General features: G+C 70.8%; 17 protein-coding genes, 1 tRNA gene and 1 riboswitch. Of the genes, 8 read left to right on the forward strand and 10 right to left on the reverse strand.

The genetic code is table 11. The features are described 5' to 3' along the window. Nucleotides 1-36: 36 nt before the first annotated feature. Nucleotides 37-1440, forward strand: coding sequence for a glutamate decarboxylase (locus ACIPPM_RS21750; RefSeq protein ID WP_401450304.1), 1404 nt, complete (start codon nt 37-39; stop codon nt 1438-1440). Nucleotides 1441-1443: 3 nt separating this feature from the next. On the opposite strand, the gene ACIPPM_RS21755 is transcribed toward ACIPPM_RS21750, so the two are convergent. The 3 genes from ACIPPM_RS21755 to ACIPPM_RS21765 all read right to left on the reverse strand — a co-directional run bounded on the left by ACIPPM_RS21755 (nt 1444) and on the right by ACIPPM_RS21765 (nt 4531). Then, complete coding sequence (locus ACIPPM_RS21755; RefSeq protein WP_401450306.1) at nt 1444-1989, reverse strand: DinB family protein; 546 nt, start codon at nt 1987-1989, stop codon at nt 1444-1446. 142 nt (nt 1990-2131) lie between these two features. Next, nucleotides 2132-3592 carry an aldehyde dehydrogenase family protein gene (locus ACIPPM_RS21760; protein WP_401450309.1) on the reverse strand — a complete coding sequence of 487 codons (1461 nt, stop codon included), beginning with the start codon at nt 3590-3592 and terminating at the stop codon, nt 2132-2134. Between the two features lie 114 nt (nt 3593-3706). Continuing rightward, on the reverse strand, nt 3707-4531 hold the full coding sequence (locus ACIPPM_RS21765; protein WP_401451458.1) for a helix-turn-helix domain-containing protein: 825 nt from the start codon (nt 4529-4531) through the stop codon (nt 3707-3709). A 353-nt stretch (nt 4532-4884) separates the two neighbouring features. Between ACIPPM_RS21765 and ACIPPM_RS21770 the strand changes: the two genes are divergently transcribed. Further along, on the forward strand, nt 4885-5364 hold the full coding sequence (locus ACIPPM_RS21770; RefSeq protein WP_401450312.1) for an ATP-binding protein: 480 nt from the start codon (nt 4885-4887) through the stop codon (nt 5362-5364). Nucleotides 5365-5445: 81 nt separating this feature from the next. On the opposite strand, the gene ACIPPM_RS21775 is transcribed toward ACIPPM_RS21770, so the two are convergent. Then, on the reverse strand, nt 5446-5664 hold the full coding sequence (locus ACIPPM_RS21775; RefSeq protein WP_203617983.1) for a DUF397 domain-containing protein: 219 nt from the start codon (nt 5662-5664) through the stop codon (nt 5446-5448). A gap of 535 nt (nt 5665-6199) precedes the next feature. Here ACIPPM_RS21775 and ACIPPM_RS21780 point away from each other — a divergent pair. Both ACIPPM_RS21780 and ACIPPM_RS21785 read left to right on the forward strand, forming a co-directional pair. Beyond that, nucleotides 6200-6688 (forward strand): hypothetical protein, encoded by a 489-nt coding sequence (locus tag ACIPPM_RS21780; protein WP_401450314.1) that lies wholly within the window; start codon nt 6200-6202, stop codon nt 6686-6688. Nucleotides 6689-6828: 140 nt separating this feature from the next. Further along, the gene (locus tag ACIPPM_RS21785) at nt 6829-7356 is read left to right on the forward strand and encodes a DUF4232 domain-containing protein (protein ID WP_401450317.1); all 528 of its coding nucleotides are present in this window, start codon (nt 6829-6831) and stop codon (nt 7354-7356) included. 125 nt (nt 7357-7481) lie between these two features. Here ACIPPM_RS21785 and ACIPPM_RS21790 read toward each other — a convergent pair whose 3' ends face one another. Continuing rightward, a complete protein-coding gene (locus tag ACIPPM_RS21790; RefSeq protein ID WP_401450320.1) occupies nt 7482-8591 on the reverse strand; it encodes a DUF2786 domain-containing protein in 1110 nt (369 codons plus the stop codon). A 145-nt stretch (nt 8592-8736) separates the two neighbouring features. Between ACIPPM_RS21790 and ACIPPM_RS21795 the strand changes: the two genes are divergently transcribed. The 4 genes from ACIPPM_RS21795 to ACIPPM_RS21810 all read left to right on the forward strand — a co-directional run bounded on the left by ACIPPM_RS21795 (nt 8737) and on the right by ACIPPM_RS21810 (nt 13598). Then, nucleotides 8737-9516, forward strand: coding sequence for a Clp protease N-terminal domain-containing protein (locus tag ACIPPM_RS21795; protein ID WP_401450322.1), 780 nt, complete (start codon nt 8737-8739; stop codon nt 9514-9516). A 177-nt stretch (nt 9517-9693) separates the two neighbouring features. Further along, nucleotides 9694-11355, forward strand: coding sequence for a bifunctional 3'-5' exonuclease/DNA polymerase (locus ACIPPM_RS21800; protein WP_401450325.1), 1662 nt, complete (start codon nt 9694-9696; stop codon nt 11353-11355). A 30-nt stretch (nt 11356-11385) separates the two neighbouring features. Beyond that, nucleotides 11386-11450, forward strand: a riboswitch (guanidine-III (ykkC-III) riboswitch). A 9-nt stretch (nt 11451-11459) separates the two neighbouring features. Then, nucleotides 11460-11774, forward strand: a complete 315-nt coding sequence (locus ACIPPM_RS21805; protein ID WP_401450328.1) for a DMT family transporter — start codon at nt 11460-11462, stop codon at nt 11772-11774. 150 nt (nt 11775-11924) lie between these two features. Continuing rightward, on the forward strand, nt 11925-13598 hold the full coding sequence (locus ACIPPM_RS21810; RefSeq protein ID WP_401450330.1) for a fibronectin type III domain-containing protein: 1674 nt from the start codon (nt 11925-11927) through the stop codon (nt 13596-13598). Between the two features lie 27 nt (nt 13599-13625). Here the strand turns inward: ACIPPM_RS21810 and ACIPPM_RS21815 are convergent, their stop codons facing one another. From ACIPPM_RS21815 to ACIPPM_RS21835, 5 genes are all read right to left on the reverse strand, one after another. Then, entirely contained in the window at nt 13626-13988 is a 363-nt protein-coding gene (locus ACIPPM_RS21815) for a hypothetical protein (protein ID WP_401450333.1), read from the reverse strand. Further along, nucleotides 13975-14487 (reverse strand): Imm50 family immunity protein, encoded by a 513-nt coding sequence (locus tag ACIPPM_RS21820; protein ID WP_401450336.1) that lies wholly within the window; start codon nt 14485-14487, stop codon nt 13975-13977. Before ACIPPM_RS21820 ends, ACIPPM_RS21815 begins: the two co-directional genes overlap by 14 nt. Continuing rightward, nucleotides 14484-14762 carry a hypothetical protein gene (locus ACIPPM_RS21825; RefSeq protein ID WP_401450338.1) on the reverse strand — a complete coding sequence of 93 codons (279 nt, stop codon included), beginning with the start codon at nt 14760-14762 and terminating at the stop codon, nt 14484-14486. The genes ACIPPM_RS21820 and ACIPPM_RS21825 overlap by 4 nt, the downstream gene beginning before the upstream one ends. 2 nt (nt 14763-14764) lie before the next feature. Then, nucleotides 14765-19414, reverse strand: coding sequence for a putative T7SS-secreted protein (locus tag ACIPPM_RS21830; RefSeq protein WP_401450341.1), 4650 nt, complete (start codon nt 19412-19414; stop codon nt 14765-14767). Nucleotides 19415-19683: 269 nt separating this feature from the next. Next, nucleotides 19684-19757, reverse strand: a tRNA-Thr gene (locus tag ACIPPM_RS21835). Between the last annotated feature and the right edge of the window lie 9 nt (nt 19758-19766).

The following is a 19766-nucleotide window of genomic DNA, read 5'->3' on the forward strand; positions in this document are numbered from 1 at the left end:
ACTCCCCCGGAACTCCCCCTGATGGAGGCATGGTCCATGGCGCTGCACCGAGGTTCCAGGAAGCACGGGGAACGTCACATATCCGTCAACCCGTTCTTCGGGGACGCCGACCCCGTCAGCGGGATGACCGAGGCCCCGCCCACCCACCGGATGCCGGACGCGCCGCTGGCCCCCGCGACGGCGTACCAGGTGGTGCACGACGAACTCATGCTGGACGGCAACGCCCGGCTGAACCTGGCCACCTTCGTCACCACCTGGATGGAACCGCAGGCCGGGGTGCTGATGGCGGAGTGCCTGGACAAGAACATGATCGACAAGGACGAGTACCCGCGCACCGCCGAGCTGGAGCGGCGCTGCGTGGCGATCCTCGCCGACCTGTGGAACGCCCCGGACCCCTCGGCCGTGGTCGGCTGCTCCACCACCGGCTCCAGCGAGGCGTGCATGCTCGCCGGGATGGCCCTCAAGCGCCGCTGGTCCAAGCGGAACGCCGACCGGTATCCGGGGGCCCGCCCGAACCTGGTGATGGGCGTCAACGTCCAGGTCTGCTGGGACAAGTTCTGCGACTTCTGGGAGGTCGAACCCCGGCTCGTCCCCATGGAGGGCGACCGCTTCCACCTCGACCCGCGCGCGGCGGCCGAGCTGTGCGACGAGAACACCATCGGGGTCGTCGGCGTCCTCGGCTCCACCTTCGACGGCTCCTACGAGCCCATCGCCGACCTCTGCGCCGAACTGGACGCCCTTCAGGACCGCACCGGCCTCGACATACCCGTGCATGTCGACGGCGCCTCGGGCGCGATGGTCGCTCCCTTCCTGGACGAGGACCTCGTCTGGGACTTCCGCCTCCCGCGCGTGGCCTCGATCAACACCTCCGGCCACAAGTACGGCCTGGTCTATCCCGGCGTCGGCTGGGCGCTGTGGCGGGACACCGAGGCGCTCCCCGAGGAGCTGGTGTTCCGGGTGAACTACCTGGGCGGCGACATGCCCACCTTCGCGCTGAACTTCTCCCGCCCCGGCGCCCAGGTCGCGGCCCAGTACTACACGTTCCTGCGCCTGGGCCGCGAGGGCTACCGCGCGGTGCAGCGCTCGACCCGGAACGTGGCGACCTACCTGGCCGGGAAGATCGAGGCGCTCGGCGACTTCCGCCTGCTCACCCGCGGCGACCAGCTCCCGGTGTTCGCCTTCACCACCGCCGACCACGTCACCGCGTACGACGTGTTCGACGTCTCCCGGCGGCTGCGGGAGTACGGCTGGCTGGTGCCCGCGTACACCTTCCCGCCGGACCGGGAGGACCTCTCCGTGCTGCGGGTGGTGTGCCGCAACGGGTTCTCCCACGACCTGGCCGACCTCTTCCTCGCCGACCTCACCCGCGCCATGACCGGCCTGCGCCGCCAGGAGGGGCCGACCGGTGACCGGGAAGCGGCCACCGGGTTCCACCACTGAGCGCTAGGACGCCTGCTGCCGCTCCAGCGCGACCAGCTCGAACGCCGTCTTCCCGTCCAGGGACTCGCGGATGATGTCGGCGTGTCCGGCGTGCCGGGCCGTCTCGCGGATCAGGTGGAGACAGAGCCAGCGCAGCGAGACCGCGCCGTCCGGCGGAAACCAGGGCGCCTCGGGCAGCGGGAAGGTGTCGTCCAGGCTGGGCGCGGAGCGGATCAGCTTCTCCGTCGCGGTGGCCACCTGCTGCCAGTACGCCAGGAACCCGGCCACCGTCTCGTCCTCGGTGAGCAGGAAGGACTCGTGCCAGTTCGACTCGTCCCGGGGTACCGCCGCGGGCTCCCGCAGGGCGCGGGCGACCCAGCCCTGCTCCACCTCGACGACATGCTTCAGCAGCCCGCCCAGCGACAGTTCGCTCACGCTGGGGCGGGTCCGTGCCTGCTCCTCCGTGACCCCCAGCATCGCCCGGCGGATACCGCCGCGCTGCTCCTCCAGGAAGGCCAGCAGTGCCCCGCGCTCGTCTCCCGGCGCCTCGGCTCCCACGTGAGCAACCATGATCGTCCGCCTCTCCTGAGGTCCCGCCGGAACCGTCCGGCCCCGACACCGACGAAGCTACGGGCCATCGAGGTCAGATCCTGTCCTCGATGGCCCGTGACGGCGGACGTTTCTCGCGGCGGCTCAGAAACGGTTCAGCGGCTCAGAAGGGGAAGCCGCTGCGTCCGTGCTGCACCGAGATCCACTTGGTGGTGGTGAAGGCTTCGAGGGTCGTCTCGCCGTTCAGCCGGCCGAGGCCGGAGTGCTTCTCCCCGCCGAAGGGGACGATCGGCTCGTCGTGCACGGTGCCGTCGTTCACATGGAACATGCCGGTGTCGATCCGCTGCGCGAAGGCCACCCCGCGCTCGATGTCACCGGTGTGGACGGCGCCGCTGAGACCGTAGGGGGTGTCGTTGACGATGCGGACCGCCTCCTCCTCGCCGTCGAACGGGACGAGGAAGACGACCGGCCCGAAGACCTCCTGCCGCAGCAGCTCCGACCCCTCGGGCACGTCGGTGAGCACGCTGGGCGCGACCAGGTTGCCCTCGACCGGGCCGCGCACCAGGGCCGTCGCCCCCTCGGCGAGCGCCTGCTCGACCACGGCGGAAAGGGCGTTCGCCTGCGTGGAGTTGATGACCGGGCCGATGACCGTGGCCGGGTCGCGCGGGTCGCCGACCGGCAGCGAGCGCACTTTGGCGACGAACTTCTCGGTGAACTCCGCCGCGACGGAACGATCCACCAGCACTCGGTTGGCGGCCATGCAGACCTGCCCCTGGTGCACGAACCGGCTGAAGACGGCCGCGTCGACCGCGTAGTCGAGGTCGGCGTCGTCCAGCACCACCAGGGCGCTGTTGCCGCCGAGTTCGAGCACCGCCCGCTTGAAGTGCGCGGCGCACACGGTGGCGACATGGCGGCCGGTGCCGTCGGAGCCGGTGAAGGAGATGACCCTCGGCACCGGGTGCTCCAGGAAGGCGTCCCCGATCTCCGCGATGTCGGTGACGACCACGTTGAGCAGCCCGCCGGGCAGACCCGCGTCCTCGAAGAGCTTGGCGATGACGGTGCCGCCCGCGATCGGGGTGTTCTGGTGCGGCTTGAGGACCACGCCGTTGCCGAGCGCGAGCGCGGGGGCGACCGACTTCAGCGACAGCAGGAAGGGGAAGTTGAAGGGGCTGATCACGCCCACCACGCCGACCGGGACCCGGTACAGGCGGTTCTCCTTGCCGTCCGCCGGTGAGGGCAGGATGCGGCCCTCGGGGCTCAGCGCCAGGTGGACCGCCTCACGCAGGAACTCCTTGGCGAGGTGGATCTCGAAGCCCGCCTTCACGCGGGTGCCGCCCAGCTCCGCGACGATCAGCTCGGCGATCTCCTCCTCACGCTCCTGGAGCAGGGCGAGGGCCCGCTCGAAGACCGCGCGACGGGTGTAGGGGCTGGTGCGCGCCCATTCCTTCTGGACGCGCTCGGCGGCGCGGTACGCCTGGTCGACCTCGTCGACCGAGGCCACGGTGATCGAGGCCAGCTTCTCGTCGTCGTAGGGGTTGAAGTCGATGACGTCCCAGGAGCCGGTGCCCGGCCGCCATTCGCCGTCGATGTACTGCTGGGCGAGGTCGCTGAAAAAGGCCGCCATGTGATCCCTCAATCGTGAGCGTACGGCTGAGTCACGCCGGGTGCTGATCACAGGCCATCGTACTGGTGCGCTACGCAGAGCGAGGAGCGCGTGGCTCCTCAACTCCCTTGTGCGTTACACCTGTTCGGCGAGCCTCGCGATGAGTTCGCGGCTCTCCTCCGGGCCCGGGCTGTCCTGCTGGAGCTCCTTGAGGGCGTGCTCGTACTGGGCGACGTCCTCACGCTTGTCCAGGTAGAGCGCGCTGGTGAGCTGCTCCAGGTAGACCACGTCGGACAGGTCCGACTCGGGGAAGCTGAGCAGGGTGAAGGCGCCGCTCTCCCCGGAGTGCCCGCCGAAGCCGAAGGGCATGACCTGGAGACGTACGTTGGGCCGCTCGGAGACCTCGATCAGGTGCCGGAGCTGCCCGCGCATGACCTCGCGGTCGCCGTAGGGGCGGTGCAGGGCGGCCTCGTCGAGCACGATGTGGAACTCGGGCGCGTGGTCGCCGAGCAGATGCTTCTGCCGCTCCAGGCGCAGCGCGACCCGCCGCTCCACGTCCTCCGCACTGGCGCCGCGCATGCCGCGCCGGACGACCGCGCGGGCGTAGTCCTCGGTCTGGAGCAGGCCGTGCACGAACTGCACCTCGTAGACCCGGATGAGGTGCGCGGCGCCCTCCAGGCCCACATAGGTGGGGAACCAGCTAGGCAGCACGTCGGAGTAACTGTGCCACCAGCCCGCCACGTTGGCCTCCCGCGCGAGGGAGAGCAGCGCCTCGCGCTCCGCCTCGTCGTCGATGCCGTAGAGCGTCAACAGATCCTCGACGTCCCTGGTCTTGAAGCTCACCCGGCCCAGCTCCATCCGGCTGATCTTCGACTCGGAGGCGCGGATCGAGTAGCCCGCCGCCTCGCGCGTGATCCCCCGAGCTTCACGCAGCCGCCTGAGTTGCGAGCCGAGCAGCATCCGCCGCACCACCGATCCGGGCTCTCCCGCGCTCACGTACGTCGCCTCCCCAACCGTCCTCAAGTGCCTGAGTCTGCCACTAAAACACTTCAAGCAGTACTCGTACGGTTACGGAAACGGAAAGAGCTGAACCGTTTCTGCCCGCCATAGGTCACGACCACTGGCGGTGCTGAGCACTCCGATGGCGGAAAAAATGGCCAAGAAGCGGTACGCGCAGGGCGATTTCGGCCGCGTGCACGTGCATCTGCCCTTGCATCTGCTGTGCGCATCCGAAACCATGGTGCCGCGCCACCGCCGCCTCGCAACGACCGCGAATCCCGGGAGTGCCTCGCATGGGGACGAATGGATCGACCATGCTCAAGCCGTTACGGCAGGGCCTTCCGCCGCTGGACCCCACGGCCGTGTCCGAAGCCGCCTCCTGCGCCCTGCCCGCCCGCTACGAGGCGGTCCGCGAGGCCCGGCACTTCACCCGCTCCACCCTGGGCCACTGGGACGTCGGCGACCGCTTCGACGACGTCGCCCTGGTCGTCTCCGAACTCGTCACCAACGCGCTGCGCCACGCGCTGCCCGCCGAACTCCCGTCCGGTGCCCCGCGTTCGGCGCCCGTCCGGCTGCATCTGCTGCGCTGGACCGGCCGGTTGGTGTGCGCGGTGCGCGATCCGAGCGACGAGACGCCCGTGCCGCGCGAGACGGAGGACGACTTCTCCGCCGAGTCGGGCCGGGGGCTGCTGCTGGTGGAGTCCTTCGCGGACGGCTGGGGCTGGCACCCCGTGGAAGGCGAGGCGGGCGGCAAGCTGGTCTGGGCGCTGTTCCGGCTGGGCGGCACCGCCTGAGCGGCCGGAACTCCCTTGCTGGTCAGCAGCGTTGACATCGTTGCCGACGCGGCTGCCGCCGGGGGCCCGCCGGTGGCGGGGTCAGCCGGCGATGAGGTGGTCGAACTCGCCGTCCTTGATGCCGAGGAGCATGGCCTCGATCTCCGCGCGGGTGTAGACCAGCGCGGGGCCGTCCGGGAAACGCGAGTTGCGCACCGCGACCTCGCCGCCGGGCAGCCGCGCGAACTCCACGCAGGAGCCCTGGGAGTTGCTGTGGCGGCTCTTCTGCCAGGCCACGCCGTCCAGCTGCGTGGCAGTCATGCCGTTGTACACGTCGTACCCCCCGTACACGCCGTCAACGTAGCGGTCCACAGGTCGCTCCCCGCTGTGCACTGTCTGATGTGGCCGTGGATCGTGGCCATGGATGCACTGGTCGATGTCGCTGATCGATGTCGTACTGATCGATGTCGCACTGATCGACGTCACGCTGGTCGATCGACCCGGATCATAACCTTGTTCATGTGCAGATGAATGGGCAGATGCACGTGCACGGCGGGTGTTCCCGCGGTTACAGCTTTGACGTCCGCTTTACCCGAGCCTCTGGGGCAGGTGGTGTTGACGCGTCTGCCCGAAAGCGGCTCGTGGCATGCGCGAGCGGGCGCCACGCCCGCGCTTCCGCGCCAGGTAGTCCGGATCGGAACGTCCCGCCCCGTGGACGGACGCGTGCCGCTCCCTCCCTGTTGCGCGGTGTCCCGGATTCGTCCGGGTAACGGCTGGTAACTTGCTGCGGACCTCCGGCTCTGGGGGGCCTCGCGCACGGCCGGCGGGGCGACCGGCTACTGGTTGGGAGCTTGACGTGACGACGGCTACGGCAATGGTGCGGGCCGCTGCGGCGGCGGGACTGATGGGCGCGCTCGCGCTGACCGCGACGGCGTGCGGCGGGGACGGCTCACCGGACGACTCCCCCACCACGAGCAGCGCGGCCCCGGCCCCGTCCGGCCCTGACGGCTCCGGTGGCGCCGAAGCCTCCGACGGGCTCCAGGGCAGCTGGGTCACCACCGGCGGTGGCAAGATCATCGCCCTGGTGATCACCGGGAAGCAGGCCGGGCTGTTCGTGACCGGCGGCACGGTGTGCAGCGGTACGGCGGGCGAGCGGGCGGGCAAGGGCGTGATCCGGCTGAACTGCCAGGGCGGCGACGACAGCCGGGCCGAGGGCACGGTCGACTCGGTCGACGGCAAGGCGCTGAAGGTGACCTGGAAGGGGAGCACCGGGTCGGAGTCGTACACCAGGGCCGAGGGCGGCAAGCTGCCCACCGGGCTGCCGACGAGTCTCCAGCCGTCGTAGGTCCACCGATGGTCCGCCGATGGTCCGTCGATTCCCCGGTTTCTCCGCCTGAAGTGGTGAATCGGCGGGGGTGGGTGCTCGGCCCCCGCGCGAAGGCGCCATGATGCGGGGAGACGTCACGACCTCGATGGGACCAGTACATGCGCCGTGTCATTCCGCTCACCCTCACCGCTCTCGCGGCCGCCCTCGCCCTGACCGCCTGCGGCGGCGGTGACGACGGCGGCGCGGACGGCGCCAAGAGCAAGGACGGATCGGGCTGCGCGACCGGCGCGGTCGCCCTGGAGGTCGGGTCCGCGAGCGTCGCGCCCGCCGCCGGGGACAGCGGCGAGGTGCCGGTCAGCATCACCAACCAGAGCGCCCCCTGCACCCTGGACCACTTCCCCGGCGTCACCCTGCGCCAGGGCGACCGGTCGGTGAAGCTGGCGGTGAGCGAGGGCGCGCAGGCGCAGACCCTGAAGCTGGCCAAGGGCGCCTCGGCGACCTTCACCGTCTCCTACGTGCGCGGCGCGGACGGCGACGCCAAGGCCCTCAAGGCGGGCACCATGGAGGTCACGCTGCCGGGCGGCGGGGACGCGAAGAGCTTCCCGTGGAAGTTCGGCCCGGTCGCGGGCAAGGGCGCGGACGGCCTGGACGCGTCGGTGAGCGCGTTCCAGCAGGTGGGCGACTAGGGCTCCGGCCGGGGGCGGGGGCTCGGCGGGCAGGCGCTCGCGGCCCGTGGCCGGTTCCGGGGCGGCGGGCCGCGGTCCGTGACGCGCTCAGGGCGACTCCGGCGTGACCGTCGGCGGCGCCGTCCTCACGGCAGCCGTCGGCGGGACCTCACCTGGGCCTCGTCCGCCGCCTTCGCTCCCTCCGTCCACCCGGCCTCGTCGTTGATGCCGCGCAGCCGGGTGGTGGTCGTCCGCGGGAACATGCTCTCCAGGCGGTCGGTCACCGCCGTCTCGCGGGTGACCAGCACCGGCAGCAGATCCTGGCTGACCTGGCTCTCGGCGGCGGCCGCGAGCCGGTCGCCGACGCGGTGGGCGTAGGCGGCGAGGAACGACTGCCGGAAGGTCTTGGTCCGCTTGCGGCCCCCGGCCCGCTGCGCCGCCTCGGCCTTGGCCATCGCGTGCGTGGCCTGCACCAGCAGCGACGTGTACAGCAGCTCGACGGCCTCCAGATCGGCCTCGAAGCCGACGACCGTGGAGAAGGCGTACGGCTCGTTCCACACCGCGCGGCAGTGGTTGGCGCGAGCGACCGCGTCCAGCAGCACGGCCTTGGCCTGCTCGTACGGTGGCTCGACGCCTATCCGGCAGGCGCCGGGCGCGTCCGGCGCCGGGGCGGAGGCGGCGAGCAGCGCCTCGTCGACGCTGTGCCGGGCCATCAGCTCCTGCGCCTTGGCGGTGAGTGCCTCGGCCTCCTCCGGATACCCGGTGCCCTCGGCCTTGGCGAGCAGGGCGCGGATACGGCCGAGCATGCGGGAGGTGCCGGGTCCGGCGGGGCGGCGGGGTTCCTCCAGCGGCTCCAGCGTGGGCAGCCGCAGCAGCAGCCGGTACAGCTCCAGGACGGTGGTGGCGTGCGAGAAGCGGTCGGTGGGGCGGGCGTCCGGCTGGTCGGCGAGGGCGTCGAGCTGGGCGGTCCAACGGGGGCCGCGCGGCCGGTCCTTCGCCGCCTGGGCACGGATCAGCGCGGCGGTGAGGCCGAGGTGGGTCTCGTCCAGCTCCCGGCGCACCAGCCGCGCCACGTCGGCGGGCTGCCACCCGCGCTGCCAGGCGGTCGCCATGAACTCCTCGCCGCGCCGGGTGAGTTCGGCGTCGGCGCCGATGTCGGCGGCGAGCAGGGACGCGCCGGTGTCGAGTCCCGAGTCGGTGTCGTCGTAGAGAGCGGCCGCGAAGGCGCGTTCGACGGTGCTGGCAGTGCTGGTCACGTGGTCGATCGTGCCATGCCCCGCCGACAGGCCGCCGAAGTTGTCCACAGGGTGTGGACAACGGCGGCTCGGCGCGATCCGGGAGCCCGGAAGAGAGTGTCAACCATCGGTTGACAGTGCCGGGGTGTCAACCTACGGTTGTCACATGGCGAGCAACCCGAAAGTCACGGCATCCGTACGCCTCGACGACCTCATCGAGGCCATCAAGACCGCCCACGCCGAGCCCCTCGAACAGCTCCAGGACGCGGTGATCGCCGCGGATCACCTGGGCGACGTGGCGGACCATCTGATCGGGCACTTCGTGGACCAGGCCCGCCGCTCGGGCGCGTCCTGGACCGACATCGGCAAGAGCATGGGCGTGACCCGGCAGGCGGCGCAGAAGCGGTTCGTCTCCAAGGAGTCGGCCGATCTCGACCCCAGCCAGGGCTTCAACCGCTACACCCCCCGCGCCCGCAACGTCGTCATGGCGGCGCACAACGCCGCGGTGACCGCCCGCAACGCGGAAGGCCGCCCCGAGCACCTGGTCCTCGGCCTGCTGGCCGAACCGGAGGGCCTCGCGGTGAAGGCGATGGAGGCACAGGGCGTCGAGGCCGACGCCGTACGCCGGACCGCGACCGCCGCGCTCCCCCCGGCCACCGGGACCACCCCCGACCTGGTCCCCTACGGTCCCGAGGCCAAGAAGGCCCTGGAACTCACCTTCCGCGAGGCGCTCCGGCTCGGCCACAACTACATCGGCACCGAGCACATCCTGCTGGCCTTGCTGGAGCAGGAGAACGGCGCGGGCGTCCTCACCGGTCTGGGCATCACCAAGGAGGGCACCGAGGAGTACGTGAACCGGGTGCTGGCGCTGCTCCTGGAGCAGAAGCAGGCGGCGGCCTCCGCCCAGCAGGCGGCCACCCACCCGGACGACGAGCAGGACGGCTGACGCGTCCGGACGACGAGCAGAACCGGTTGCTGCGTCCGGACGACGAGCAGGACGGCTGACCGGTCCGGACGACGAGCAGGACAGCCGCCGCGTCCGGACGACGGCCAGGACAGCCGACCCGCGCGGCGAAAGCACAGGTCAGGCGCATTGTCAGACCCCCCTGCCACACTCGCACTCATGACCGACCGGTGGGCGCTCGCACCGGCCGAGGACGGTGGCGTGGACGTCGCCCCCCTCGGCCGGGACGGGCTGCCCGCGGGTCCGGTCCGGCGCGAGAGCGATCTCGCCCAGGCGGTGCGGAGCCGCCCGGAGACCGGACGCTGGGTGTGGCGGTCGACCTCCGAGGTCTACCCGCGCCTGCTCGCCACGGGGGTGCGAGTGGAGCGGTGCTACGACATCGAGGACGCCGAGACCCTGCTCCTGGGCCACGAGGGGCGGTACGGCGAGCCACGCTCGGCCGCCGCCGCCCTGGCCCGTCTCCGGGGCGGCCCCGTACCGCCCGACCCGCCGCAGCGCGCGGCCGAACCGGGCGCCCAGTCCTCGCTGTTCGAGCCGTCCGGCACCCGGATGCCGCTGACCGGCCTCCTGGAGGTGTACGCCGAACAGCAGCGAAGACACGACCGGACCGCCCACCCCGACCGGATGCGCCTGCTGACCAGCGCGGAGTCGGCGGGGATGCTGGTGGCCGCCGAGATGAACCGCGTGGGCCTGCCCTGGCGCGCGGACGTGCACCGCGCCCTGCTGACCGACCTGTTGGGCGAGCGGTACGCGGGCGGTGGCGAACCACGCCGCCTCGCCGAGCTGGCCGACGAGGTGTCCACGGCCTTCGGCCACCGGGTCCGCCCGGACCTCCCGGCCGAGGTGGTCCGGGCCTTCGCCCGGGCCGGGATCAAGGTCGGCTCCACCCGCCGCTGGGAGATCCAGTCCCTCGACCACCCGGCCGTGGCCCCGCTGCTGGAGTACAAGCGGCTGTACCGGATCTGGGTGGCGCACGGCTGGTCCTGGCTGCGGGACTGGGTGCGCGAGGGCCGGTTCCGTCCGGAGTTCCTCGCGGGTGGCACGGTCACCGGGCGCTGGGTCACCAACGGCGGGGGCGCGCTGCAGATACCCAAGGTGATCCGGCGCGCGGTCGTGGCCGACCCCGGCTGGCGGCTGGTGGTGGCCGACGCGGCCCAGATGGAGCCCCGGGTGCTGGCGGCGATCTCCCGCGATCCCGGCCTGATGGAGGTCGCGGCCCGCGAGAGCGACCTCTACCAGTCCGTGTCCGACCGCGCCTTCTCCGGTGACCGCGACCAGGCCAAGCTGGCCGTGCTCGGCGCGATCTACGGCCAGACCAAGGGCGACGGCCTGAAGAACCTGGCCGCGCTGCGCCGCCGCTACCCGAAGGCCGTGGCCTACGTCGACGAGGCGGCCCGCGCGGGCGAGGAGGGCCGCCTGGTCCGCACCTGGCTGGGCCGCACCTGCCCGCCGGTGGCCGGAGCGGACGTGGCGGAGGAGGCGGGCATCCCGCTCGGCGAGGCGGAGATGTCCGGCTGGGGAACGTCGGGCGACCGCGGCCGGGGCCGTTTCGCCCGTAACTTCGTCGTCCAGGGCAGCGCGGCCGACTGGGCGCTGCTGCTCCTGGCGGCCCTGCGCCGCGCGTGCGCGGACCTCGCCGCCGAGCTGGTCTTCTTCCAGCACGACGAGGTCATCGTGCACTGCCCCGCCGAGGAGGCCGAGCAGGTCGTCGCGGCCATCCGGGAAGCCTCCGTCCTGGCGGCCCGCCTCACCTTCGGCGACACCCCGGTCCGCTTCCCGTTCAGCACGGCCGTGGTGGAGTGCTACGCCGACGCGAAGTGAGCGGACGCGTCCGCTGTGCGACCATGGCTGACAGAGCTCGATCGCGGCTCCTGGACGAGGTGCGCCGTACCCAGCCCACGACAAGACGGCGCGTGGAGTTCGACATGGGATGGATCGCGCTCGTGATCTCGGGAATGCTGGAAGCGGTGTGGGCGACAGCCCTCGGCAAGTCGGAAGGCTTCAGCCGCCCGCTGCCGTCCGTGGTCTTCGTACTCGGCCTGCTGCTCAGCATGACGGGCCTGGCCTTCGCCCTCCGCACGGTCCCGGTCAGCACCGGCTACGCGGTCTGGGTCGGCATCGGCGCGGCCCTCACGGCGGCCTACGCGATGCTCTTCGACGGCGAACCGGCCAGTACGGTCAAGATCGTGCTGCTGCTCGGAATCATCGCGTGCGTGGCGGGGCTGAAGCTGGCGCACTGAGGCGGTGCCCCGCGCGGCGGAACGGCGACCGGAAAGTCATGGCTCGTCCAGGGCAACCCCGACCCCACCTCATCGGTCACACGAACATCACTTGTCCGTGTTTCCGCAGGTCCGGAAAGGGCCCCACTTCCTGTGATGACTCGTACCCGCATGGCAGCCGCGACTCTGACGGCCGCGCTCGCCACGGCGGGCGGTCTGCTGACCGCCACCCCGGCTTCCGCCGTCACCTGTGCCTCGCCGTCCTGGACCGCGCAGTACTACGCGAACACCTCGTTCAAGGGCACGCCCAAGCTGACCGCCTGCGACTCGGCGATATCCGAGAACTACGGCTACGGCGACCCGGCCGGGGTCACCCTGCCGAAGGACAACTTCTCCGTCCGCTGGTCCGTGACCCGTGACTTCGGCTCCGGCGGCCCGTTCCGGCTCGCCGCGGCCACGCAGGACGGGATGCGCGTCTACGTCGACGGCATGCGGCGGATCGACCTGTGGCGGAACGTTTCCTCGACCGCGCGCAAGACCGTCGACCTGACCATCCCCGCGGGCAGACACACGCTCCGCGTGGACTACGTCGCGTGGACCGGCTACGCCTCCGCCGCCTTCACGTACACCCCGCGCACCGACGCCAGGACGGACACGGTCAAGCCCCTGGCGCCGACCGGGCTCACCGCCGCGTACGACCGCGGTACGGCGAAGGCCACGCTGCGCTGGACCCGGAACAAGGAGATGGACCTCGCCGGGTACCGCGTGTACCGGCGGGCGAGCGGCGCGAGCTGGGCCAGGGTCAGCGGCACCGGTCCTCTCACCTCGGCGTCCTTCGTGGACGCGCCGCCCGTGACCGGCCAGACCTTCTTCTACGAGCTGCGCGCCGTCGACAAGGCCGGCCGCGAGTCCACCGGCAGCGCGGACGTGTCCGCCACCACGGTGGACCGCACCGCTCCGGCGGCGCCGACCGGCCTGACGGCGACGGACGGGCAGGGCGGCGTCGCCCTGGCCTGGCAACCGGTCGCGGGTGCGGCCAAGTACACCGTCTTCCGCCGACAGCAGACCGAACCGGGCTTCCCGGAGGCCCCGGTGACCCAGGTCGCCACGCCGTCCTCGGCCTTCTGGACCGACACGACCGCCGCCGAGCGCACGGGCTACACGTACTACGTCGCCGCCGTCGACGCGGCGGGCAACACCTCGCAGACGCGCGCGACGGTCTCCGCCACGCGCGACGACCACGCCCCCGCACCGGTCACCGACGTGACGGCCGTGTTCAAGCCGGGCACCGGCATCGTCGTGAGCTGGGCCCGCTCGACCAGCGGCGACGTCGAACGGTACGAGGTCTACCGCGACGGTCACCTGTACACGGACGTGTCCGGAAGCACCTACACCGACATGACGGCCGAGCACGGCTCCACCTACACCTACACGGTGGTCGCCGTGGACATGGGCGACCACCGTTCCCCCGTCTCCGCGCCCGCTTCGGCCACCACGGACGGCGATCTCGTCGCCCCGGCCCCCGTCACCGGCCTGACGGCGACGCCCCGCGAGGACGGCGTCCTCCTGGAATGGACGCCGAACACCGAGTCCGACCTGAAGCGGTACGAGGTCTTCAAGGCCGAGAAGTACGACGACGGCGACGGCGGCCAGGTCTGGCTCGCCCACCGCGTCGAATACCTCGGCCCGGACACCACCTCGTTCCTCCACACCAGCGCGGCGGACGGCGAGAACGTGATGTACGCCGTGATCGCCGTCGACAACTGGGACAACCAGCTCAGCGCGACCGACGAGACCGTGCACTGGACCGAGGTCACCGAACTCGGCACCCCGACCGAGGACTGATCCGCGGTCCCTCGGCGGGGACGGTACTCAACTGCTCGACGCCGCGAGGAAATCGCGTGTTCTCGACAGGGCGACATCGGCGGCGCGGAACCGCAGCGACGATCCGTCGGAGGAAGCGGACACCTGGACCGTGCCGTCGGCCGCTCTTTCGACGTGGACGTCCTTCTGGCCCGGGGCACCCCAGCCCCGCACGCGCACATCCCGTACGTCATGGAAGCGGAGAAAGAACTCGAAGCCCTCGGCGCCGTGCACGCGGGAGAATCCGAGAGTGGCGGAGCGGCCTCGTTCGTCGAAATGGACGTAGAAGAGGTCGCTGTCGCTCAGGACGTCGTGCGCGCACAGTGCCGGGAGTTCCGGGCTGCTCTCGGCAGCACCCTCAGAGGCTTTCATGGAAAGTCTTCTCGCTCGGGTCGGGAACAGTGGTGTGGAGCCTGGCGTCGAGCCTGCCGAGGAAGTGGTGAGGCCCGCTGTCAGCGGATTCCGGACCGGCCCGGAATCCGCTGACATGGCCGACGAGCACATCGGCACTTCCGGTGAAGCGAAGGAATTCGGACTTACCGTCGTGCGACACCGCGACGCGCATCCTGTGCCTGCTCCCACTGCGCACCGCCAGTTCGAAAGAGACGGGCAGTCCGGGCTCCCAGTCGTCCAGTTCCAGATCCTCCACGGCGAGGAACTGGAGCTGCCCCTGCACCGTGTCGACATCCGCGGCCTCCCATTCCTCCGGCAGCGGCAAGGGCGGAGCGGGCAGGTCCAGCCGCAGCGTCACGGTGGGGCCGTGCCAGTCGAGGTGCACGGACCGGAGTCTGACGGAGCGCAGGTCCAGGGGGGCCGGCCCGTAGAGCGGGGCGAGAACCTCGCTGTTTCGGGGGGAGAGCTCAGCGGTCATCGTGAATCATTCCAGAACGGTTCGCCCACCCGAACTCTGATCTGCCTCTTCTGTTCGTCGTGGAAAGCCACTTCGACGGAGATTTTCGCGCCGACCTCAGGCAGGTCGAGCACCGGCGGATCGGGGTTGTACGAGGCGATGTCCAGGAATCCGATCACTTCGGGAGAGCCGTCCAGCTCGATGAAAACTCCGAACGGTCGTCGAATGCGGACCACCCCGTGGGTCTTACTGCCGACCGGATGCCGGAGCTTTGCGTCTTCCCATTCGCCTTCCATGGCTACCTGTGCCTCACTCTGGGGTAGTGGTTCAGATCCTCCACGGAAGTGTTCGGGATCTCGAGCTCGATCAGGGGCCCGCCCTCGTAAGGGCGCTCGTACTGCCCGAAGCGAAGATCATACTCTTCCAGGGGAATCTTGATCTCTATGACGCCTTCACCATAATGCTGGGCATATTTATCTGCGAGTTCACGCTCCTTGGCGAAATACGCATTTCCGTCCGAGTAGGGGTCATGGGGTCCGCCCGGGAAGTCTTCGGCCCGGTATCCCAGGGATTCTTGAATGTCACCCTGCCCCCGCTGGGGGGCCTTGTAGATCGACTGGTAGTCGGGAGCGAGGCCGAGCGAGTCGGACCATGTGGTCGGGTTGACCACGTAGGTGACGGGGTTGGGTGCGGGGGCCAGGCCCAGTGGATCGGGGGTCGTATAACGCCCGGTCTCCGGGCCGTAGTGGCGGAAGTAGTTGTAGTGGAGGCCGGTTTCGGGGTCGTAGTACTGGCCCGGGAAGCGGAGTGGGGTGTAGGTGGTGGCGGTGGTGTTCCAGGTGGTGCTTCCCCAGACGGTGGTGCGGGTGTGCCAGGCGATCTCACCGTCCTCCGCCACGAGTTCGCGTGGCGTGCCGACGAGGTCGGTGACGATCGCGAAGAAGCGGGAGTCGATCTCCGTCTGGGGGGCGTCGGCGGCGGTGATGCGTTCGGTCTGGGCGATCGGTTGCAGCCCGCGGTGGTCCCAGGTGAGGGTGACCGGGTTCGGGACGTCGGGTGCCGAGGTGGTCTGTTCGCAGAGGGTGGTGCCGTCCCAGCTGAAGACGACCTGTTCCGTCACCGTCGTGCCGTCTGCCGACAGACGTTGCTTCGAGGTGCGGCGGCCCAGGGCGTCGTAGGTGTAGCGCCACACCGTGCCGTCGGGGGTGGTGACCTGGGCGAGGCGGTCTTCCGGGTCCCACGCGTAGCGCCAGGTGTCGGGCTTGTGGGAGAGCCGGGGTTTCTGGCGGAGGGTGACACGGCCGAGGGCGTCGTGTTCGTAACGGACCTGGCCGGCGCGGGTGATGCGGGTGCCGGTGTAGGTGCGGTCGCCGGTGGCTTCGTGGCCGGGGTGGGTGGCCGGCCAGGAGGCCGTGGTCTGGTTCCCCGCCGCGTCGTAGGCGTACGACTCCGACCAGTTCGTGGCGTGGACGGCGGTGACGCGGCCTGCCGGGTCGAGGGTGAACGTGCGGGGGCCGTCGAGGTGGTCGTCGAGGGCGGTGAGGTTGCCGTCGGCGCGGTAGGTGTAGGCCCGGCGCTGCAGCAGGGTTTCGCCGTCCGTGGCCGCGGTCTGGGTGGCCAGGCGGCCCATCGGGTCGTAGGTGTGGGTGAGGGTGAGGAAGTCGCTGATTCCGCGGGTGAGTTCGCGGCCCGCGTCGTCGTAGGCGATGTCGACGGGACGGCCGGAGACGACCAGGTCCGTACGGCGGCCCGCGGCGTCGTACGACCAGGTGGTGCGGGCGCCGGTGGGGGTGGTGCGGCCGGTGCGGCGGCCCAGTTCGTCATGGTCGTACCTGAGGGTGCGGCCGTCGACCGTTTCCGTGCGGACGCGGCCGTACTGGTCGCGGAGGACGGTCAGGCGGGTGCCGTCGGGGCCGACCGCTTCGGCGAGCTGATCCGAGAGGTCGTACGCGAAGGTGCTCACTCGGCCTGCCGCGTCCTTGCGGAGGGTGCGCCCCAGCGCGTCGCGCTCGTACGTCGTCGTCTCGTCGAGTGCGTTCGTCCGGGAGACCAGGTGGCCCGCGGGGTCGAAGACGTACGCGAGGGTCCGGCCGTCGAAGTCGGTCTCGGACCTGAGGTGTCCGGCCGGGTCGTAGGCGTAGTCCCAGGTGAGGCCCTGCGGGTTGGTGACGCGGGTGAGGCGGAGCTCGGCGTCGTGGGTGAACTCGTGCCGGACGCCGTCGGGGGTGGTGCGGGCGGTGAGGAGGTCGAAGTGGGTGTACTCGAAGCGGGTGGTGCCGCCGACGGGGTCGGTGTGGGTGGTGCAGTTGCCTTCGCCGTCGTAGGTCCAGGTCTCGCTGGTGCCGTCGGGTGCGGTGCGCCGGGCGAGTTGCCCTTCGACGGTCCATTCGAGGCGGGTGGTGAGGCCGGTGGGGTCGGTCATGGTGACCGGGCGGCCGAAGGTGTCGCGTTCGTAGCGGATGACGGCGCCGAGGGGGCCGGTGATCTCGACCGGGAGGCCCGCGCGGTCGCAGCGGACCGAGGTCACCTGGCCGAGCGGGTCGGTGACCGAGGTGAGGCGGCCCGCTCCGTCATGGGTGAAGTGGGTCGTGTGGCCGGTGGGGGTGGTGCTGGTAAGGCGGTTGCCGCGATCGTCGTAGGTGTGGCGGGTGGTGTTGCCGTCCGTGCCACGGATACGGGTGAGGCGGTCGAAGTCGCCGTACTCCGCCGTCACTTCACGGCCGTCGGCGCGGGTCACCGAGACGACGTTGCCCGCGTCGTCGTACCCGCACGTGGTGATGTGCCCCAGCGGATCGGTCCGTGTCAGCACCCGTCCGAACCGGTCCCGCGTGAACCGGGTGACATGGCCCAGCGGGTCCGTCTCGGCGATCACCTGGTTCGCGGCGTCGATCAGATAGCGGCGGGTGTGGCCCTCGCCCGTCGTCGCCGTGGTGACGCGGTGACCGGTCGCCGGGTCCCGTTCGCCGTACGTGAGGCGGAGCGTCATGTGGCCCGCCTCACCGCCCTCGGCGACGCAGCGGTCCTGGTCGTCGTACTCGTAGGTGTACGAGCGGTCGTTGCTGTCGGTCCACGAGATGGCGCGACCGCGGTCGTCGTACGTGAACGTCAGCGGGAGGCCCGAGGAGTTGAAGACCTGGGTCAGGTCGCCGGACTCGGAGTAGGCGTAGCGCTTGATCTCCTGGTCGGTGCCGTCGGGCGCCGCGCCGGCCAGGGACAGGGTGGTGACGCGGTCGTCCTCGACGGTGAGGGTGAGGCGGTGGCCGCCGGAGGAGGTGACGGCGAGGGGGATGCCTTCGGGGGTGTGCTCGAAGGTGATCCAGTTGCCGTTGCGGTCGTCGATCTGTTCCAGTACGGACCGGTCGGCACTCCGATCGGTGAAGTGCCAGGTGCGGCCCGTGTGCGGGTCCGTGACGGTGTAGCCCTCGTCGACGCGGTCCAGGGGCCAGCGGCGGCTGCCGACGGTCGGGAGGGTCGGGACGCCGGGCGCGGGGTGCGGGTAGGTGAGGAGCAGGCCGTCCTCGGTGACGAAGATGACGCCTTCGGCGTCGATCTCCAGGCGCTGGTCGAGGGTCGAGGTCCAGGAGGGGCCGAACCAGTGGCCGAGCCGCGACCCCGATTCCAGGCGGCGGGTGAAGACCAGCGGGAGCGTGCCGGGCAGCGTGACGTCGGTCTGCGGCAGGTACATCGTGCCGGTGACCAGGTCGACCGGGTCGCTGGGGTCGTTCTCGACCTTCTCGCGCGGGTGCTCCGGGTGCGGCTCCTTCGTGGCCGCCTTGCGCGCGACGTTCTCGCCCTCGCGGAGCGCCGCCCGCTCGGTGCTCCGCACCCCCAGCCGGACCCCGCTGCGGGCGAGACCGGCGCCCTTCGTCCCGATCAGCTCGGGGATGAGACGGCCGACGAACTCGGAGGGGTCCTTCTTGAAGCCGTCGACGGCCGCGGTGACGATGCGTTCGGGGTGGGCGGCGGTGGAGGTGAGGCCGGAGAGCGTCATGGAGACGTTCTGCAGGTAGGCGGCGGGGTGGGTGAGGTTGTAGGGGTCGGTGGGGTTGAGGCCGCGGGCGAAGTTCACCAGGCCGGCCGTGCCCTTGAGCGCACCGCCGACCACGTGGGTGAGTTCGGTGTCGTACGCCTGGTAGCCGTCGACGATGTCGTTGCCGAGGCGGTCGAGCGGCGGGGGCTCGGCCGGGGCGTGGGCGAGGGCCGCCCTCACCTTGCCCTGGGCGTCACCGGCGGCGGTGTTGCGCTGCTTGCGGGCCTCGGCGAGCGTGTCGTACGCCTTCTTGATGTCGGCCTTGCCAGGGTCGTGGAACGGCTCGGGCCGGGGGCCGGGGTCCTCGTCCGCCTTGATCTTCGCGTTGTAGGCGTCGACCTTCCTGTTGTACGCGTCGGCCGCGTCGGCCGAGGACTTCTTGCCCTTCTTGTAGAGCTCGACGGCCTCCTTGGCCTTGCCCTGCGCCCACTTGACCGTGTCGGCGTACGCGTCGAGGGCGCCGCTCGCCTTCTCACAGGCGTCGGCGGCGTGGGCCCACTTGGCGGGATGGACGCCGAACTTCTCGCGGAACGCGTCGCCGCCCTCGCCGACCCAGCCGGAGGAGTCGACCTTGCGCATGCCGGAGCTGACGTGGTCGAACGCGGTGTGGAAGTCCTTGAGGTGCTTCGCGGCCTCGCGGATCTTGTCCGGGTCGCCGTGGACGAGTTCGTCGGCCTCCTCGGTCTGGCCGAGCTGCTGCTCACCGGGGGTGGCGCCGAGGTCGGAGGCGACGTCGTCGCCCCAGTCCTCGACCGCGTCGGCGGCGCCGTGCGCACCGACGTGATCGAGGCCGTCACCGATCTTGTCCGTGGTCCAGTCGACACCCTCGCCGACGAGCTTCTTCCCCGCGTCGACGCCGTCCTCGAGCTTGCCCAGACCGGCGTTGGCCTTGTCCTTGAGGTCGTCCAGAAGTCCCACGGCTACTCGCCCCCGCCGTGCGACGCCGACCGCACCGGGCCGCTCATCACCGCGTGGTCGTCGAGGCGTGACCTTGGTATGTTCCGCGACTGCTCCGCCGCACCCCCGTGCTCAGTCATGCCAGACATCATGGCCACACGGCCTCATGAACTGCAACGCACCTACGTCACAACCCCTTTGACGAAACCCGAGCCCGGACACGCGTGCCGAGGGGGCGCCCGAGACAAGAAAACCCCAGGTCACGGGTGATGTGACCTGGGGTTCAACTGAGCCGCTTTCGGGATTCGAACCCGAGACCTACGCATTACGAGTGCGTTGCTCTGGCCATCTGAGCTAAAGCGGCGTGTTGGAC

The sequence above is a fragment of the Streptomyces sp. NPDC090119 genome (genome assembly GCF_044747085.1).
GTDB lineage: Bacteria > Actinomycetota > Actinomycetes > Streptomycetales > Streptomycetaceae > Streptomyces.

What these genes read in the sequence shown, in the direction of transcription:
- ACIPPM_RS21750 (WP_401450304.1), top strand. Translation starts at nt 37, where the DNA reads ATGGCGCTGCACCGAGGTTCCAGGAAGCACGGGGAACGTCACATATCC.
- ACIPPM_RS21755 (WP_401450306.1), bottom strand. Translation starts at nt 1,989, where the DNA reads ATGGTTGCTCACGTGGGAGCCGAGGCGCCGGGAGACGAGCGCGGGGCA.
- ACIPPM_RS21760 (WP_401450309.1), bottom strand. Translation starts at nt 3,592, where the DNA reads ATGGCGGCCTTTTTCAGCGACCTCGCCCAGCAGTACATCGACGGCGAA.
- ACIPPM_RS21765 (WP_401451458.1), bottom strand. Translation starts at nt 4,531, where the DNA reads ATGCTGCTCGGCTCGCAACTCAGGCGGCTGCGTGAAGCTCGGGGGATC.
- ACIPPM_RS21770 (WP_401450312.1), top strand. Translation starts at nt 4,885, where the DNA reads ATGCTCAAGCCGTTACGGCAGGGCCTTCCGCCGCTGGACCCCACGGCC.
- ACIPPM_RS21775 (WP_203617983.1), bottom strand. Translation starts at nt 5,664, where the DNA reads ATGACTGCCACGCAGCTGGACGGCGTGGCCTGGCAGAAGAGCCGCCAC.
- ACIPPM_RS21785 (WP_401450317.1), top strand. Translation starts at nt 6,829, where the DNA reads ATGCGCCGTGTCATTCCGCTCACCCTCACCGCTCTCGCGGCCGCCCTC.
- ACIPPM_RS21795 (WP_401450322.1), top strand. Translation starts at nt 8,737, where the DNA reads ATGGCGAGCAACCCGAAAGTCACGGCATCCGTACGCCTCGACGACCTC.
- ACIPPM_RS21800 (WP_401450325.1), top strand. Translation starts at nt 9,694, where the DNA reads ATGACCGACCGGTGGGCGCTCGCACCGGCCGAGGACGGTGGCGTGGAC.
- ACIPPM_RS21805 (WP_401450328.1), top strand. Translation starts at nt 11,460, where the DNA reads ATGGGATGGATCGCGCTCGTGATCTCGGGAATGCTGGAAGCGGTGTGG.
- ACIPPM_RS21810 (WP_401450330.1), top strand. Translation starts at nt 11,925, where the DNA reads ATGGCAGCCGCGACTCTGACGGCCGCGCTCGCCACGGCGGGCGGTCTG.
- ACIPPM_RS21815 (WP_401450333.1), bottom strand. Translation starts at nt 13,988, where the DNA reads ATGAAAGCCTCTGAGGGTGCTGCCGAGAGCAGCCCGGAACTCCCGGCA.
- ACIPPM_RS21820 (WP_401450336.1), bottom strand. Translation starts at nt 14,487, where the DNA reads ATGACCGCTGAGCTCTCCCCCCGAAACAGCGAGGTTCTCGCCCCGCTC.
- ACIPPM_RS21825 (WP_401450338.1), bottom strand. Translation starts at nt 14,762, where the DNA reads ATGGAAGGCGAATGGGAAGACGCAAAGCTCCGGCATCCGGTCGGCAGT.